At 43.5% G+C, this 17,016-nt stretch carries 13 protein-coding genes and 1 tRNA gene; 10 read left to right on the top strand and 4 right to left on the bottom strand.

Annotation, left to right across the window (positions count from 1 at the left end; genetic code table 11):
* The first annotated feature begins 151 nt into the window (after nucleotides 1-151).
* Nucleotides 152-1,927 carry an ATP-binding protein gene (locus QUA43_RS27785; protein WP_333378566.1) on the top strand — a complete coding sequence of 592 codons (1,776 nt, stop codon included), beginning with the start codon at nucleotides 152-154 and terminating at the stop codon, nucleotides 1,925-1,927.
* A 311-nt stretch (nucleotides 1,928-2,238) separates the two neighbouring features.
* Here the strand turns inward: QUA43_RS27785 and QUA43_RS27780 are convergent.
* Nucleotides 2,239-2,323 (bottom strand) — tRNA-Leu (locus QUA43_RS27780).
* Between the two features lie 198 nt (nucleotides 2,324-2,521).
* On the opposite strand from QUA43_RS27780, the gene ndhL reads away from it, so the two are divergent.
* The 6 genes from ndhL to QUA43_RS27750 all read left to right on the top strand — a co-directional run bounded on the left by ndhL (nucleotide 2,522) and on the right by QUA43_RS27750 (nucleotide 10,261).
* The gene (ndhL, locus tag QUA43_RS27775; RefSeq protein ID WP_193972727.1) at nucleotides 2,522-2,737 is read left to right on the top strand and encodes an NAD(P)H-quinone oxidoreductase subunit L; all 216 of its coding nucleotides are present in this window, start codon (nucleotides 2,522-2,524) and stop codon (nucleotides 2,735-2,737) included.
* On the top strand, nucleotides 2,738-3,043 hold the full coding sequence (locus QUA43_RS27770) for a DUF3007 family protein (protein ID WP_333378564.1): 306 nt from the start codon (nucleotides 2,738-2,740) through the stop codon (nucleotides 3,041-3,043).
* 289 nt (nucleotides 3,044-3,332) lie between these two features.
* Nucleotides 3,333-4,130, top strand: coding sequence for a tryptophan synthase subunit alpha (trpA, locus tag QUA43_RS27765; protein ID WP_333378562.1), 798 nt, complete (start codon nucleotides 3,333-3,335; stop codon nucleotides 4,128-4,130).
* 873 nt (nucleotides 4,131-5,003) lie between these two features.
* On the top strand, nucleotides 5,004-5,639 hold the full coding sequence (locus QUA43_RS27760) for a DUF6658 family protein (protein WP_333378559.1): 636 nt from the start codon (nucleotides 5,004-5,006) through the stop codon (nucleotides 5,637-5,639).
* 1,414 nt (nucleotides 5,640-7,053) lie between these two features.
* Nucleotides 7,054-9,471, top strand: coding sequence for an ATP-binding protein (locus QUA43_RS27755; protein ID WP_333378556.1), 2,418 nt, complete (start codon nucleotides 7,054-7,056; stop codon nucleotides 9,469-9,471).
* 403 nt (nucleotides 9,472-9,874) lie between these two features.
* The gene (locus QUA43_RS27750; protein WP_333378554.1) at nucleotides 9,875-10,261 is read left to right on the top strand and encodes a tetratricopeptide repeat protein; all 387 of its coding nucleotides are present in this window, start codon (nucleotides 9,875-9,877) and stop codon (nucleotides 10,259-10,261) included.
* 165 nt (nucleotides 10,262-10,426) lie between these two features.
* On the opposite strand, the gene QUA43_RS27745 is transcribed toward QUA43_RS27750, so the two are convergent.
* A complete protein-coding gene (locus QUA43_RS27745) occupies nucleotides 10,427-11,422 on the bottom strand; it encodes a pentapeptide repeat-containing protein (RefSeq protein WP_333378551.1) in 996 nt (331 codons plus the stop codon).
* Between the two features lie 183 nt (nucleotides 11,423-11,605).
* A complete protein-coding gene (locus QUA43_RS27740) occupies nucleotides 11,606-13,297 on the bottom strand; it encodes a hypothetical protein (protein ID WP_333378549.1) in 1,692 nt (563 codons plus the stop codon).
* Nucleotides 13,298-13,367: 70 nt separating this feature from the next.
* Between QUA43_RS27740 and QUA43_RS27735 the strand changes: the two genes are divergently transcribed.
* Both QUA43_RS27735 and QUA43_RS27730 read left to right on the top strand, forming a co-directional pair.
* A complete protein-coding gene (locus QUA43_RS27735) occupies nucleotides 13,368-14,867 on the top strand; it encodes an NAD(P)/FAD-dependent oxidoreductase (RefSeq protein WP_333378548.1) in 1,500 nt (499 codons plus the stop codon).
* Nucleotides 14,845-15,126 (top strand): hypothetical protein, encoded by a 282-nt coding sequence (locus QUA43_RS27730; protein WP_333378545.1) that lies wholly within the window; start codon nucleotides 14,845-14,847, stop codon nucleotides 15,124-15,126. The genes QUA43_RS27735 and QUA43_RS27730 overlap by 23 nt, the downstream gene beginning before the upstream one ends.
* A gap of 139 nt (nucleotides 15,127-15,265) precedes the next feature.
* Here the strand turns inward: QUA43_RS27730 and QUA43_RS27725 are convergent, their stop codons facing one another.
* Complete coding sequence (locus QUA43_RS27725; RefSeq protein WP_333378543.1) at nucleotides 15,266-16,276, bottom strand: leucine-rich repeat domain-containing protein; 1,011 nt, start codon at nucleotides 16,274-16,276, stop codon at nucleotides 15,266-15,268.
* Between the two features lie 177 nt (nucleotides 16,277-16,453).
* Here QUA43_RS27725 and QUA43_RS27720 point away from each other — a divergent pair, with 177 nt between their 5' ends.
* Nucleotides 16,454-16,906, top strand: a complete 453-nt coding sequence (locus tag QUA43_RS27720) for an ABA4-like family protein (protein ID WP_333378540.1) — start codon at nucleotides 16,454-16,456, stop codon at nucleotides 16,904-16,906.
* The last annotated feature ends 110 nt before the right edge of the window (nucleotides 16,907-17,016 follow it).

Genomic DNA, 17,016 nt, shown 5'->3' with positions numbered 1-17,016 from the left:
TAGGGGAAGCGTTGAGTATTCAGGGGTGAGTTTTGAGCTACAGGTTTCAAAATTCCAAATTAAACACTCAAAACAGCTTTCGACTTTCAGCATAAGTGCATTCTGCTTTTCTTCGCTCAATTACTCCTGATTTGTTTGGGAGGAACTTCCCATGTTATTATTTAACCACACTCAGTCCCTAAATAGCAAAGTAGAGCAAGAAACCTCTGCTAAAAAACATTTGTTACAGAGTTCAACTATTAATCTAACTGGGCTAAAGGCCGAATGCAAGCATTTGCGGATCGGTCAAAAAATTAGCTATGGCTATGCTTTAGCTATCGGCATAGCGATTTTGGGAACTGGTGCGGGACTGAGATTGGGAGACTACTTTCGCAAGCAAGCTTTAGTTCAGGTGAATGTTGCTGGGCAGCAGCAGCAAATGCTGCAAAATTTGCAAAATACCGTATTTGAAGCCCGATCGCACGCGGCGAGATTGCCGGCTGTTTTGGGAAACACTGTGGCGCTGAAATACGAACAAGATCGCTTTTTCGGGCAAATCACTCAGGCAAAAATCCTGATTTCAGAAATTGAATCTTTCGCACGAGAACATCCCGATAGACTAGCAACAGAAGAGGCAGCATTGCACACTATCTTGAAGAAATCTGCCCTCGTCATTGATTACTACGGTAAGCTAATTAAATTGCAGTTAAAAGATGCGGAAGTTGGGAATTTGTCACCCAACAGCATCGAGTCCGCACAGCTACAAATGTTGAGGACTAGCAGCGGCGAAGAAGCGATCGTACTAGATAACCTTGCTAAGCGTTTAAACGAGCTAATTTATACAGTAGAAATTCACAAACAGCAAGGAACCCAAGCATTAGAAGAAGCTGAAAATTTGCGAAACCGAATTATTCTCGGGAGTATGCTAATTTCCGCACTCATCGCCGTCGCGCTGGCGGACAAAACCAGCCGCGCGATCGCCCAACCCCTCGAAACCGTTACTAATTTTGCTCAGCAAGTCACTCGCGAATCGAATTTTCACCTGCAAGTACCAGTCACAACAAACGACGAAATCGGAGTTTTAGCGGCCTCTTTCAATCAATTGATTCAGCGAGTTAGCGAATATACACAAGAACTCAAAGAAACTCAATCCCAATTAATTCAGACCGAAAAAATGTCCTCTCTCGGTCAAATGGTTGCAGGGATAGCCCACGAAATCAATAATCCCGTCAACTTCATCGGCGGCAACATTGACTATGCCAACCAATACATCGAAGATTTGGCAGGTTTGGTAACTCTCTATCAAGAATACTATCCAAACCCACCAGATGCCATTCTAGAGCGCATCGAAGACATTGAACTCGAATTTCTCAGAGAAGATTTACCAAAAACCCTTTCTTCGATGAAAATGGGAGCCGATCGCATTCGGGAAATTGTCGTATCCATGCGGAATTTTTCGCGATCTGACGACGGAAAAATGAAATCAGCCGACGTTCACGAAGGAATAGATAGCACCCTCGTCATTCTCAATCACCGACTCAAACAAGGTATTCAAGTTATTAAACAATACGGCAAGTTGCCTGGGCTTAAGTGCTATCCCGCGCAACTGAATCAAGTGTTTATGAATATTATTAGTAATGCAATAGATGCGCTGGAGGAGGTAAAAAAGGGAGAAAAAGGGTATTCGCCAACGATTTGGGTTAGCACGGAAATTACGGCCAACAATACTGTCACCGTCAAGATTCGGGATAACGGGCCCGGAATTGCCTCCGCAAGTGCCCAACAGATATTTGACCCATTTTTTACTACAAAGTCGATCGGCAAAGGTACTGGATTGGGATTGGCTATTTCCTATCAAATCCTTGCTAAGCATCACGGCAAAATTGAGGTAAATTCTCAAATAGGACAGGGCACGGAATTTGTGATTACTTTGCCAGTTGCTGCGTAATATAGGACGGGCTAGAAGCCCATTCCACAAATTTGGGACGGGCTAGAAGCCCATCCCACAAATCCTGCAAGAATTACTATAGCCATCCTAAATCATTTGTGAAGTTCTTACTCCCTCCCCTTGATAAGGGGAGGGTTGGGGTGGGGTCAAACCTTTACGACTCCTGCAAGGATTGCTATATAAGCTGGCGCGCATCTAATTTGAAGAATCCTCTTTCTGAAAACTCTTGTGGGGTGGGCTTTGAACATCGCCCGAAAAAAATAAAGTTAAATGCCGCAACAGCTTATTAACTCACAAAAGATTGAAATGGATGGGGGCGGAGGGACTTGAACCCACACGACCGTTTCGGGTCAACGGATTTTAAGTCCGTAGCGTCTACCATTCCGCCACGCCCCCCTTTGGTCAAGCTGCTGTGGTTTTGAGCCACTAACAGCAACAGCCTTTTATTCTACAGCCAAAACCCCAATTTACGCAACCCCTAATCAAAAAATTCTCAAAAGTCGCGCTGGATCTCCCCAAGCGGTACAATAGTTAACCAGCTAACGGAGCCTGTCAACTGACTTACCCGTGTTATTATTCCCCTAAAGCAAATCTATGTATATTACCTTACTGCTTTACGCCGTCTTGGCAGGAGCCTACCTCCTGGTAGTACCCGCGGCCACCTACGCTTACCTGAACAGCCGCTGGTACGTCGCTACCTCTTTTGAGCGCGGCTTCATGTACTTCTTGATGTTCTTCTTCTTCCCAGGTATGTTTCTCCTCGCTCCCTTTTTGAATTTTCGGCCCAAACGGCGGCAGATAGAAGCCTAAATGCGACGTATTGACGTAATTGGAATCAGTGTCGGCTTTTTTGTAGCAGGTGGGTTGGTCTACTTGCTACTACAATTTGCCGGACTCGACAGCATGAATGCAGGGATTTGGAGTCAGTTATTTTTGGTCGCCGGCTTGATTGGCTGGCTGGTGACTTATTTATTTCGAGCACTGACTCAAAATATGACCTACAGCCAGCAATTGCAAGACTACAAAGAAGCTGTCTTGCAGAAGCAACTGGATGAACTCACTCCTGAAGAATTAGCCAAACTTCAAGCCGAAATTGAGCAGGAAAAAGATAATTAGTCATCAGTCATTAGTCATTAGTCATTAGTTATTAGTCATTAGTCATTAGTCATTAGTTATTAGTTATTAGTTATTAGCAATAAACGGTGAAATAATGACTGCCGACTAAAAGCTAAGGAAGATGAATATAGACCGCCAAGTAATGATTGCTGACTAATGACTAATGACCGCTGACTGATGACTGATGACTAATGACCAATGACTAATGACTAATGACCAATGACTGATGACCAATGACTAATGACTAATGACCAATGACTGATGACCAATGACTGATGACTAATAACTAATGACTATTTCTAATTGTTTTGAAACGTTGCGAAAAAGCAACCAATGTGCATTGATTCCTTTTATTACTGCTGGCGACCCCGACTTGGAGACAACGGCTAAAGCACTGCAAATTTTGGATGATAACGGTGCAGATGCGATCGAGCTTGGCGTTCCCTATTCTGACCCGCTAGCTGACGGGCCGGTGATTCAAGCCGCTGCTACAAGGGCCCTACAGCGGGGAACGCGGTTAGATTCGGTGCTGGAAATGGTAGCGAAAGTTAGTCCGAATTTGCGATCGCCCATCATTCTCTTCACATACTACAACCCGATTTTGTACCGAGGTATAGAAACGTTCTTGCAGCAAATCAAAAGTGCCGGAGTTCAGGGATTGGTTGTACCAGACTTGCCCTTAGAAGAAGCCGACAGTCTCATCCAACCTGCCAACAAATTAGGGATTGAACTAACATTATTAGTTGCTCCCACCAGTCCCAAAAGTCGTATAGAAGCGATCGCTCGTCAGTCTCAAGGATTTATTTACTTAGTCAGCGTGACGGGGGTTACGGGAGTACGCGAAGGCTTAGAAACGAGAGCAAAAGAATTGCTGCAAGAACTTCGCGCCGTCACCGACAAACCCATCGGCGTCGGGTTTGGTATATCGCAACCCGAACACGCTCGCCAAGTGAAAGAATGGGGTGCAGATGCTGTGATTGTTGGTAGTGCTTTTGTCAAACGCTTGGCCCAAGGAACTCCAGAACAGGGTTTAGAGGCGATCGGCGAATTCTGCAAAAGTCTAAAAACAGCGATTCAAAATCCTTAGCAACTGTACAGATACTTTCAGCCATTAGACAGATGTGTGCGATCGGGATGTGCCGCCACAATTGCGATTAAAGACCTTGTTGTACTTGAGATCATACACCACCTTCCTTCTAGTTCCTGACTAGAAGGTTTTTTTTGATCCCAAAACGCAAAACGTTTCTACGCAGTGCCCGCACAGAGAACCAAACAGCTATGTATAGAAACGACTTTGCCTTGTCCGGCGCAGGGTGCTGCGACTTTTAATAATTGGTAGAAGATTGAGGATTATTCCTTCCTTCTTCCTGATTGCTGATTTCTATCCGCTCGCCAAGCCGAATAGCCTTCTTCCTTCTTCCTTGTTCCTTCTTCCTTCTACTATAACTTCAGGAATGTAACTTGGGATAGATGAATATCTACGGTTTCTATTCGTATACTTAAAAAAGTGTTTAAGTGCCTAATTTGGTAAGGCTAGCCATCTACAGAACCACCAGGCATTTGAGCATCTCACAATAGAAAGGAGCCTTTTTGTCAGGAACTCAGGGCTAACTGCCACTGAGCTTGTAAGAAATTGCAAGCTGTTCTGACTAGACCCCCCGCATGGCGGAGACGTTATTTAGGTCACGACACCGGCGAATGCGACACCAGTTTTGGGCTCTGTCATCTGCAATTAAACAGTTTTAAAGTCACTGAAACAGTGTTGCAGGTCTAACAAGCCTTTATAACCAGGTCGAGGCGAACATTACCCCGCAAGGGAGCAAGGAGACAACCATATCTCCATCGGAGGGGCAACCATACCTCTCCAACCCCGAAAGGCGATTCAAAGCGGTTGAAACCGCCGCGTCGTTTCCCTCTCAGGGCTCAAGCCACGCTTGTTTCCCACTTACCGAGCATTTTTATGAAGAGACTAACTGCATTTCTGAAAAAAATTCGAGCTGTACAAATTTTAACAGTTTTTCTGGCTGGCATTTTAGTATTTGTGAGTACGGCCTGCAGCAGCGCCCCTGATATTATGGCAGGAAAAACTGATGTGATCACAGGAAAAGGAAAAACTGCCGACCAAATTAGAGAAGAAGTGCCGACAGGGGCTGTAACGTCCGAATTCAAAGGCGGCATGAACGATTACAGCGATGTCGATCCTAGAAACAAAAAGATGACAACAACAGAAGCAAAAGCTCAGCTTCTCAAAGATCAAGCCCAGCAACGCATTGACACGAAATCTAGCAACAATGTAGGCGAAAATGTGCGACGGGTAGCGGATGATGCGCCTGACAAACTCGACCAAATTGGCGAAAAGGTCAAGGAAGATGCTCGCACCGCCCAGCGCAAAGCTGATGACTTTGGCGACAAAACCAAACAAGGCTTTGCTAATCTTAAAGAAAACACTCGCGAAGGCTTGAAGGGAGCAAAAGATATTGTTAAAGAAGCCACCGAGGGAGCAAAAGAAAGAGCAGCAGAGGGTACTGAGTCTCTGAGATATAATACCAGCGGCGGCCAAGAAAATATCAATGATGCAGCACGAGATGCCAGATAGAATGCTCAAGATGCCTCGAAAAAGGTTCGCTAGAAAGTGAATCGATATCTTGACATAACTCAACGAGTGGTAGAAACAGCGACAGACGCGATCGACTAATATCAAATAACGCTGTTTCCTGCTCGGGAAGCTACATTCCGACAGGGGTTAAAACCCCTGTCGGAATCGAGGTAAAGTCAATCCATTTTAGATTTGAGATTTGAGATTTTAGATTAAATAATTGAAGCATTGACCCCACGGATAAATTCGGGGGTTCCTTTATCGGATACAGGTTTTTTATTCCTCCGTCCTGAGTCTGCGAAGGAATGAATGCGGGGGCTTGTATCTTGGATGCTTTCTGTCAATCAATTTTAGATTTTAGATTTTAGATTTTAGATTTAAGCATTGACCCCACGGATAAATTCGGGGGCTCCTTTATCGGATACAGGTTTTTTATTCCTCCGTCCTGAGTCTGCGAAGGAATGAATGCGGGGGCTTGTATCCTGGATGCTTTCGGTCAATCGATTTTAGATTTTAGATTTTAGATTTTAGATTTAAGCATTGACCCCACGGATAAATTCGGGGGACGGGAATGCCACTGCTTTCACGACGGATTCTTTATAATTTCTATAGATTGTATTTGGACTTTTTAAGGTATTAACTTTTTGACCGGCTTCGCGGAAATTTGGGCGATCGAGCTATATTAAATTTAATTAATTAACAATTGTATTTTTGAAGACATGATAAGGCGGTGGTTCTACGGTATTTCGCGTTCAGTGAATCGCATTTGAGATTAACAGCAGAAACTTATACGTAAGTAAAAAGCTTCAATCGCGATCGGCAAAGTATAAAATGTTGTTTGTTAACAGATAATTGGATTTTTTGATCGACATCTCGAAAATTATGCTGTTTATGCCCTAAGATATATAGACTAAGTTTTGTCAAGTTAATGTCTGGGTTGAGGTCAACCGATAGGGACACAATAATAAATGCAGTAGATTTGACTACGGTAATACCGGGGTATCGCACAATCGCTCAATCGTACACAGATTCTCGATCGGCTATCGATCGGTTCATGCGCGAGAAAGACCAACAACCGGCAGCTAAAAGTCTCAAACCTACGTCATTGTGGCGGAGGATTTGCGGGAGGCGGTGCTGCCACAATCCCAAAAAGTTGCATTAGCGACCGTTAATTGCATCGGTAGAAATAGTCCTCAACCGAACAGACATTCTCGACGAACTCGAACGCAGACCAATTATTTACAAATACATTAAACATTCCAATCTTTCAATTGATTTTACCTGTTACCTGCTAGATTGAGGTGTATAAATTTTAGCAAAAAGAGGCCACGGATTCGGGATATATTCGAGCAGTAATCCGCAGCCAATCGACAGGGGAAAGGGAGGCAAACTTTATCTAGGGAATTGTGTTTTGATGCTAGTAACGATGATGCAGGACTTTTATGATGCGCTGGCAGATTTGGCAATCTATGCAGAGGCCCCACCGGCGGAGCGCCAACAAATTGTTAATCGCGTTGGGGCTAGTCAGAAAAAACTCAAAGAATTCGCGCACCATACGCCGATCAATTACCAACACAAGTTCGATCTGGTTGAGGCAGAATTGCTGGGCGTTTTGGGACAGATAGCAAAAGCAATGGAACTTTATGATCGAGCTATTACCGGAGCGAAAGCTAACGAATATGTCAATGAAGAAGCTCTTGCCTGCGAACTCGCTGCTAAATTTTACCTGTCATTAGGAAGGGAAAAAATTGCCAGACTCTACATGATAGATGCCTATGATTGCTATGTCCGCTGGGGAGATAGAGCAAAAATAGACGACTTAGAAAAACGTTATCCTCAATTATTAAAACCGATTTTAGAACCCGCCAAACTCCCTGCAAATCCATTAGCAAATTTTCCAACACCTGCGGGGCAAAATCCATCGCTTCATCCATCCATTCATCCATCCATTCATCCGTCTGTTTCGGCGAGTGTCTCAGATTTCGGGAATTTTTCAACACTGCTAAAAGCTTGTCAAGCGCTCTCTAGTGAAAGAGAACTCGATCGACTGATTGCCAAACTGATGCAACTGGCGATGAAAAATACAGGAGCTGACAAAGGAGCGCTGATTTTGCCAAACGGCAATCAATGGGAAATCGCGGCTACCAGCACGCTCGACAATTCGGGAGTCGAGTGGGCGATCGACTTATCATCCGCAACACTCGATGAAAATAGCGATATCTTGCCCCTCAAAATTGTTGACTGCGTTAAAAATTTATTGAAACCTGTGATTGTTCGGGATCTCGCTCAACAACGTGATTGGGATTCCGACTCCTACATCCTCAAATACCAACCGCAGAGCCTGTTGTGTTGGCCGATTCTCGATCAAGGCAACTTAGTCGGCATTTTGTATCTGGAAAATCGCTTAACCGCAAGAGTTTTTACCAGAGATAGCCTGCAACTTCTCAATCTCCTGTGTTCCCAGGCAGCCATCTGTTTGCAAAATGCTCTGCTATATAAAAAATATCAGGATTACAACCAACAATTAGAGCGATCGCTAGTAAAAATTAGCCGAACCGAAGCTCAGCTTGCCGATCAGAAAAAAATGCTCCAAGCGATTCTTGATGTCGCTCCGATTTGGATTTGGATGGTTAATCCCAGAGGTAAAGTACAGTTTTTGAACAAGACATTTTCTCAAGATGTGGGCGTGCCTCTGAGCGATTTCCTAGCTGTCGATCATTATAAAGATATACTGGGGGAGAATGCAGCGGGCTGTTTGGTTTCAGATGCAGCCTGCCTTGCCCAAGATTTGCCACATTACTCCAGCGAAATTCTCAGATTTGTTGACGGCAAACTACACGATTTAGAAATCACGAAAGTGCAGTTAAAAAATTCCCATGGCGAGACAATAGGGATTATTGGTTTGGGTGTTGATGCCACTGAGCGCAAGCGAGCAGCCGAACTTTTGCAAGAGCAAAATCAACAGCTAGAACGAACTTTAAAAAATTTACAACAAGCACAACTGCAAATCGTGCAAAGTGAGAAAATGTCGGCATTGGGTAATTTAGTCGCCGGAGTCGCCCACGAAATTAACAATCCGATTGGGTTTATTTCTGGCAATTTAAGCGAAGGTAAAAGGAGTTTGGAAGATGTTATCGAACACTTAGAATTGTATCGCTCCGCTGCCTCGCAATCGGAAATAGCCGACCACGCCCAAGAGATAGACCTCGATTATCTTTTGGAAGATTTACCGAAGATGATTGATTCAATGCAACTCGGATGCGAGCGCATTTGCAGCATCAGCAACAGTTTGCGTACCTTCTCCCGAGGCGACAAAGACTATAAAGTTCCATTTAATATTCACGAAGGCATTAATAGCGCTATTTTGATTTTGAAACACCGTCTCAAAGCAAACGAACACCGCCCGCAGATCGAAGTGATAACTAAATACGGCAATCTCCCTAAAATCGAATGTTTTCCCGGTCAATTGAATCAAGTTTTTATGAACCTGCTTGCCAATGCGATCGATGCCTTAGAAGAGTCAAATATAGGACGCAGTTTTAGCGAAATTACCGCCAATCCCAACCGCATCACGATTTGCACGGATATAGTCGGGGAAGGGTACATTAAAATTAAAATTGCTGATAACGGCACCGGAATCAAAGAGGAAGTTAAACAGCAGATATTCGACCATTTGTTCACGACGAAAGGTGTCGGAAAGGGAACTGGATTGGGGTTAGCAATTGTCCACCAGATTGCGGTAGAGAAACATGGCGGAAGCATCGAGGTGAATGGCGAGCCTGGAGTTGGCACTGAGTTTGCGATCGTTTTGCCTGTGAAGGGAGAAAATTGAATTAAAATTTAATGTTTTTTGGGCGATCGCGTAATAAGATATACTGACTTTGATTCGGATCTTTTTTTGAAACCCTTGGCATAACTCTTTTAAAGTAGCATCATTTTTTTATCAAGCAGTAGTTCAATCACATCAATTTTTATAAGCAACTTTAAGGAAAATCCGCCATCGGTAGAAAGGGAAGCTAGATTTTTTACTTCTCCATAGCGAATAGGCGAGTTTTTGAACCAAGCTTTGAGCTAACTTAAAACGTTATGAATTGCTCGCCCTCATGAAAAAGCATTGCTGTGTGCGAGTTCAAAATGTTAATAGACATCTCCAGAAAAGCCAGTCTTGAACAGGCAGGATGCCTGTTCCACAAGAATTATGCCAGATGTCTAATGAACTTTACTGAGTGTACCTCATGCGGTTGATAACCGTTATATTGGCTCAAGTGATGTACCTGACGGAGGAAGTAAAAGCGATGAAACTGCAAACCATTGGCTCGACCGTACTCTTCTCACTTGTAGTCGCGCTCAGTGGTGGCGATTTTCTTTTCATCCCTAGTGATCAAGGCAAAATTCCTGCTTTTCAAGTGTTAGCTCAGAACCTTGTAGACCGGAAAACGGAAGCTGACAAGTTGTTTAAGCAAGGGGAACAACAGGCTCAGACGAGTCAATTTGAAGCAGCTATACAGTCTTTGCAACAGGTATTAAATATTTATCGGGAACTCAAAGACCGTTCGAGTGAAGCGAAAACTCTGAGGCGAAACAGAGTAATAGCTTTTAGGATTTACGTAACTGACACATAGAGTAGGCGGTAAAGTCAATCCTTCAGGACTTATATCAATTCCGGTTGCACGAGCGACATGATCTAGAGCACACGGCGCCGTGCCCTTGGACTACCCAGATTAATTGTAGGGACACGGCACTGCCGTGTCTTCGGTATCATTCCGATAAAACCGGAAACCATATTACTACCCGTGCATTTCTCCATTCGGCATAATTGTACCGCGCCACTGAGCACCAGATAAATTAGCAGTGCTCAAATCTGCCCTAATCAAAGTTGTGCGGTGCAAAATTGCCTCCCGCAAATCTGTTCTAGCCAGGTAAGCATCAGTCAAATCAGCTTCACTCAAATTTGCCTGATTAAAATTAGCTCGACTCAAATCAGCCCTCACCAAGTTAGCTCGACTCAAGTCAGCCATAACTAAATTAGCATTGCTCAACTTTACATCAGTCATAAATGCACCCCGCAAGTTAGCGCCAGCCAATTCAGCATCAAGTAACACAGCTCTTTCTAACTTAGCATTGGCCATTACAGCCCAGGAAAAATTTGTTTCTACCAAAGTTGCTTCAGTCAAAAATACGCCATCTAAAATAGCTTCGCTCAAATTCGCCTGAGTCAAATTTGTTTCTCCCAGAAATGCTTCAGTCAAATTAGCGTGACTGAGATTAGCTTTAGTCAAATCTGCACCTTGCAAATTGACGCCCCGCAAATCTGCACCTTGCAAATTTGCACCCCGCAAATTTGCACCCTCAAAAATCCGCACCTCCTTCCGCAAATTTGCACCCCGCAAGCACGCACCGCGCAAATCTGCACCTTGCAAATTCACACCTCGCATATCTGCATCGCTCAAATTTGCATCAATAAAAACTGCCAAAGAGATGTTGGCTTTGCGAAAGTCTGCACCTTGCAAAGTCGCTCCGTGGAAGTCTGCATCGGACAAATTTGCTCCGCTCAAGTTTGCTTGATTTAAGTTAGCACCGCACAGCTTTGCATTAGTTAAATTTGCGCGCTGAAGGTTAATTCTGCTCAGGTACGACATCGCTAAGTTTGCACCCCAGAGGTCAGCACTGCTTAAATTGACGCCAATTAAATCGGCACCACTCAGGTATATTCCTCTGAGATTCATACCTTGAAAATCTAGTTCTCCTGATGTATATCGCCTTAAAATTTCGCTGGCATTCATATTTGTTTTTGTTGTGAATTAGGTACAATCTGCTATTTCTAGACTTGTTAAATTTCTGTTCGCGCAGGCGGACTTAGTTTTTGTAGCGCCAGACTTGAGTCTGAGAAATTTGATAAAATTTCTTGAATTTCAGTTGACGCAGGCCGACTTAGTTTGTGTAGCCTCAGACTTGAGTCGGGGCATTTAAGGAGTTTGATTGACAAATTCTTGAGTCCAAAAAACTGTTTTGCTGCCTAACTGTCGCCCGTGAATTTTCACATGAGTAAGATATTTTGATTTTAAAGTACACAGTTTTTTGTGAATATATGTAGCTGTAGCTTGTTGGTTTGGTACTTCAGCAGACTCCAGAATCACATGGAGCCAACCGTCTTTAAATCCAGCTTTAGCAGAAATTCCTTTAGGCTGTAGCAATTGATCTATCAATTGGGCGATCGCCTTTGGTTTGCCTTGTTTTGCCATTTCCAGAAGCTGATACTGATTTGCTTTATGGGTAGAGTTTTCCGGCGGGATTTCTGAAATATTTTCTACAATTTTTTCTGGGATTTCCGAAGGATATTTCCCACTTTCTTTCGACTCCAATTCTATCAAAATTTCCAGCAGTTTATCTGTAAATTTTTGAACTTTTCCTACATACTCTCTGAGATTTTTATATTTCCAGTACAAACGCTCCTCTGGACTTCCCGTAGAAAATTTTCCGTTCAAAGTAGCTTCTAACTTGGTGAAGATATTTTCTATTTGCGCCGTTGCGGAGTTAGCACTTTGACTGACCAATTCTGTCATTTCTTCTTCCAATTCCAACTTGCGTTTGATGGAATCGCTAATATTTATAATAACAGGAGCCGTCGGTTCTAAAATTTCGATAATAGTCGGCATTTCTGCAACTGGGAATGTTTCTACCATTTCCTGTCTGAAATCGGTAGCATAATTATTGCTGGTTTCTGGTTCTTTAAACTGTACATTTTCTGCCGTGTCCGGCACTAAGTAACTCTTTTGGGGGTCATAATGATAGTGAGATGGAGCAGCTTGAAGGATGTGAGTAATCTCGCCTGGATCAAAATAATCGCTGCGCCTGTCCACCAGCTCGCTCTGTTGATAAACACTGTTGTTTAAATGTGTCTGCTCGTAATCTTCGCTAGCCGAAGATTCTGTTTCATGGGGTTCTTCCTGTTGCATTTTTGCGTAACAAGGATTCATCGCTTTGATGATTACGCTTGCAGCTTGGTCGTTTTCATCTCTGTTGTCAAGATTGCTAGCAGTTGTGTACAATCGAGATTCGAGTTCGGCTAGGCTGCCACAGACATTAAACAGTTGTCGCAGTAGATTGTCAAGTTCTTGAGTTTTCAGCAGTAGCCAGTCGCGATCGCTAAAAGTAAACTCGTGATAAAGAGTAGAAAAAATTAGTATTTTCGCCCTCAGCGGATTTGTTTGCTGCAAAATTTTTTGTCTGACATCAAATAATTTGCCGGGGTTTCTTGCTATTTCTTCGCTGCTGGGTACTTCCAAACTAAAGTGTTCTTCAAATGCGGGTGTTTCCTGACCCCCAAAACTAGATATGTTTGTTTCTAATTTGGTGAAGTCTTCAAATTCATACAGCCTGCTAAGCTGACAGACTATGAGGTCGGATACTAAAGCATACTCGTTTTTTTTGTTAACCTTAGAAACTATATTATTTAAAACAGCTTCAATATCTTCTAACCTGCTATATTTAGCGCAGAGTTCTTCGATTAAACTCCTTACATCTGCGCTGGCGAGTTGGGCCGGATCATTTTCCCAAAAGTCTTTACAAGCAAAAAATAATATTTTTTTAAGGCGCGAGAGATGGACATCTTGTTCTAATTCGCGAACAACTTCATCTAAAATAGATAAAGGTTTCATAGTTTTCCTCTCCAAAAAATACCCTGTCAACAGTCAGCAATAAATAATACAATTATACCACATTTGATAAATGCAAGACTTTGATACGATCGTAATTGGCAGCGGTATTGGCGGCTTAGTCGCCGGCTCGATGCTAGCTCGCTACGGCAAGCGGGTTCTCGTCTGCGAGAGCCACATCATAGCGGGCGGGGCAGCTCACAGCTTTTCGCGCCGAGGATTTCACTTTGATTCGGGGCCTTCTTTTTATTGCGGTTTGACTGACCCCCGGTCGTTTAATCCTTTGCGGCAAGTTTTTGATGTTTTGGAGGAATCGATCGCAGTAATTTCCTACGATCCACTGGGGCATTACCATTTTCCAGAGGGAAGTTTACCGGTTTATGCTGATGCGAGAAGTTACTTAGATGCTGTAGCTAAGTTCGCACCGCAAGGTGCTGTAGAATTACAGGAATTTCAAAAAAATTTATTAGTTTTGTATGAAGCTTTGCGTGGAATCCCGGCTTTAGCACTGAGATCCGACTGGCAGTTGATACCTGTTTTGCTGTCTCGGTACTCGCCTGCTTTGCTGAAGCTGTTGCCGCTAGTAGGTGCGATCGCGGGTTCTGCTGGTTCCTTGATGGATCGGGACGTGCGTGACCCTTGGGTGCGACGTTTGATTGATTTGGAGTGCTTTTTGCTGTCTGGTTTGAAAGCGCACGGAACTGTCGCGCCGGAAATAGCTTTTATGATTGGCGAACGATCGCGCTGTGCGATCGAATACCCTGTAGGTGGCAGCGGTGCGATCGTCGATGCTTTAGTGAGAGGTTTGCAGCGCTGGGGAGGAAAATTGCGCCTGGGATCTCCCGTCGAGCAAATATTAGTTGAATCCGGCAAAACCACTGGCGTTCGCTTGAAAAATGGCGAAATTATTAGCGCCCCAATTGTCATTTCAAATGCCACCGTCTGGGATACTTATACAAAATTACTGCGGCCTGAAGATTTGCCGGAAAGCTATCGAAAAAGCGCTTTGTCGATGCCAGCAGTAGACAGTTTCATGCACCTGCATTTAGGAATTAAAGCCGAAGGACTAGAAGGTTTGACCGGCCACCACGTCGTCGTTCACGACAGCAAGATTGACATTACAGTACCGGGAAATACTTGCATGATTTCGATTCCTACAGTGTGGGATGCAACTCTCGCGCCGCCGGAACATCACGCCGTTCACGCTTATACACTGGAACCTTACGAAGGTTGGGAATATGGCGAATTGTATCAGCAGAAAAAGCAAGAGCGATCGCAATCTCTGTTTCAAGCTTTAGAAAAAATTATACCGGATTTGCGATCGCGGATAGTCTTAGAGTCGATCGGCACACCGCTAACCCACGCCCGATTTTTGCGCCGATATCAAGGAACTTACGGGCCTGCAATCGCCGCCGGAAAAGGCACATTTCCCGGGCCGCAAACACCAATCAAAGGCTTGTATCGGGTGGGAGACACCACGATGCCGGGAATTGGCGTACCCGCCGTCGCAGCATCGGGTATTTTGTGCGCGAATACTTTGGTAAATTCCGATGTTACAGCACAATTTTTGTAAGCGAAGGAAGAAGGAAGAAGGAAGAAGGAAGAAGGAAGAAGGAAGAAGGAAGAAGGGAAAATTAACTGGTTCCCTGCCTCTGGCTGGGAACCGAGATCCAGAGGCTCTGCCTCGCTGGCAAAAAAACAGGAGGCAGAGCAATAATGAAATGCGTTCCCAGCCAGAGCCAGGAAACGAGGAAAACGAGGAAAAAACTACTTTTTACAAAATCTGCCTGTTCCCAAAACTGATTATCCACCAGCGGCAAAAGCGCCCATAATTGCGATCGACAAAGCCAAACCTGGCAACAGCAGCAATCCTAACATCAAAGCATCGTGTCCGCTCATCACTTTCTCCTGATATTGACCTTTGACATTATACTCTATAAACTGCCATCTTGCCTCGACCTTAATAATTAATTAAAACCGACATATAGATTCAGGATTGACAGGGCAAATTTTATTAACAATGGGATTTCCGCGCAAGTCCAGGGTAGTTAACTTTTGCAAAGATTGCAGGGAACTGATATCAGAGATTTGATTGTTGTACAAGTCTAGTAAAAATAAATTATTTAAAGCTTGTAGCGCGCTGGTATCTGAAATCGGATTGTTAAACAGATAAAGTTCAGTCAGATTAGTTAACGATTTCAGAGGACTGATGTCTGATATTTGATTGTTACCGAGGTTGAGTTCAATTAAATTAGTGAGCGATGTCAAAGGACTAATATCTGATATTTTATTTTGGAATAAAACCAATTTATTTAAGTTAGTTAGAGAGTCCAGCGGAGTAAGGTCTGATATTTCATTGCCGAAGAGAAAGAGCGTATTGAGATTTTTTAAGGAAGCCAGCGGCGTGATATCTGATATTTTATTATTGTAAAGGTAGAGTGTCTGGAGTTTAGTTAAATTTTCCAGAGGAGCGAGATCGGAAATTTGATTATTGTAGAGGATCAGCGCATTTAAGTTAGTTAAATTTTTCACCGGAGTGATGTCGGAAATTTTGTTGTCAAACAAGACAAGTGCGGTAAGATTAGTTAGACCTGCTAGGGGACTGATGTCTGAGATTTGATTGGTATCGAGAACGAGTATGCTCAGATTTATTAGAGATGAAAGCGGACTGATATCTGATATTTGATTGACATCTATAACCAGATTTTTCAGGTTAGTTAAATATTGCAGGGGAGCGATGTCAGATATTTGATTGCTGCCGAGGATGAGATTAGTAATTTCCGTGAAAGATGAGAGGGGACTGATATCGGTAATTTGAAGATTTTTGAGGTTAAGTTCTTTTGTATTAGAAAGCAGTTCGTTGGCTCGATCGCACTCGGTAGTGTCTGATATTTGCAACAGTATTTCTACCGTATGTTTGGCGTCGGGCGAGATATTCTCTTTTTGCTGGCACCAATCTGGAAAGTTATTATAAGTTGTCATGGGCTGTGCTGCCTTAATCGATTTTAGATGGAGATTTAAAATTTTAGATAAGTATAGCAATTCTATTTCATTGGTGAATGAGATTTTTGTCGGGTTTTGAGAAATTTAAGCAAAAATTGTGTAAAGTAATCTTAACATCCTTAATTGAATTGCATTTGTAGGAGCCAAGAGCCAACTATGACACCAGAACTAATTTTTAATGCCGGTAATCTGTTCGTTGTGCCTTTCTGGGCAATTATGATTTTATTGCCCAACTGGGGAATTACCCGAAAAGTGATGAATTCCTTTATTCCGTTTGCAGTGCTAGCCGTTTTGTACATATATTTGTTTGGTAGCAGTCTAACGGCGGAAAATGCGGCAGCTTTGTCGAATCCCAAGCTAGCAGATATTGCTAAGTTTCTGGGGGAGGAAACGGCGGCGGCTACGGGATGGATACATTTTTTAGTGATGGACTTGTTTGTCGGGCGCTGGATTTATTTGGAAGGACAGCGGACAGGAGTTTGGACGGTTCACTCTTTGGCTTTGTGTTTTTTTGCTGGGCCGATGGGATTGCTTTCTCATATTGTAACTGCTTGGATTACTCAAAGGTTTGTCCCGAGTTCTAAGGCGGCGGAAACTGTTACTTCATAGGTTTAGGCAGAGGGTTTTTAATACCTTGGATGTTATAGCAATCCTTGCAGGAGTCGTAAATTTTTGACCCCACCCCAACCCTCCCCTTATCAAGGGGAGGGAGTAAGAAA

It is taken from the genome of Microcoleus sp. N9_B4, from assembly GCF_036701635.1.
Lineage (GTDB): Bacteria > Cyanobacteriota > Cyanobacteriia > Cyanobacteriales > Microcoleaceae > Microcoleus.
The sequence above is the reverse complement of the archived record's forward strand: the minus strand, read 5'-3'. Positions and strand labels throughout refer to the sequence as shown.

Coding starts and splice junctions, on each gene's coding strand:
- QUA43_RS27785 (WP_333378566.1), top strand. CDS start 152: ATGTTATTATTTAACCACACTCAGTCCCTAAATAGCAAAGTAGAGCAA.
- ndhL (WP_193972727.1), top strand. CDS start 2,522: ATGTATATTACCTTACTGCTTTACGCCGTCTTGGCAGGAGCCTACCTC.
- QUA43_RS27770 (WP_333378564.1), top strand. CDS start 2,738: ATGCGACGTATTGACGTAATTGGAATCAGTGTCGGCTTTTTTGTAGCA.
- trpA (WP_333378562.1), top strand. CDS start 3,333: ATGACTATTTCTAATTGTTTTGAAACGTTGCGAAAAAGCAACCAATGT.
- QUA43_RS27760 (WP_333378559.1), top strand. CDS start 5,004: ATGAAGAGACTAACTGCATTTCTGAAAAAAATTCGAGCTGTACAAATT.
- QUA43_RS27755 (WP_333378556.1), top strand. CDS start 7,054: ATGCTAGTAACGATGATGCAGGACTTTTATGATGCGCTGGCAGATTTG.
- QUA43_RS27750 (WP_333378554.1), top strand. CDS start 9,875: ATGCGGTTGATAACCGTTATATTGGCTCAAGTGATGTACCTGACGGAG.
- QUA43_RS27745 (WP_333378551.1), bottom strand. CDS start 11,422: ATGAATGCCAGCGAAATTTTAAGGCGATATACATCAGGAGAACTAGAT.
- QUA43_RS27740 (WP_333378549.1), bottom strand. CDS start 13,297: ATGAAACCTTTATCTATTTTAGATGAAGTTGTTCGCGAATTAGAACAA.
- QUA43_RS27735 (WP_333378548.1), top strand. CDS start 13,368: ATGCAAGACTTTGATACGATCGTAATTGGCAGCGGTATTGGCGGCTTA.
- QUA43_RS27730 (WP_333378545.1), top strand. CDS start 14,845: ATGTTACAGCACAATTTTTGTAAGCGAAGGAAGAAGGAAGAAGGAAGA.
- QUA43_RS27725 (WP_333378543.1), bottom strand. CDS start 16,276: ATGACAACTTATAATAACTTTCCAGATTGGTGCCAGCAAAAAGAGAAT.
- QUA43_RS27720 (WP_333378540.1), top strand. CDS start 16,454: ATGACACCAGAACTAATTTTTAATGCCGGTAATCTGTTCGTTGTGCCT.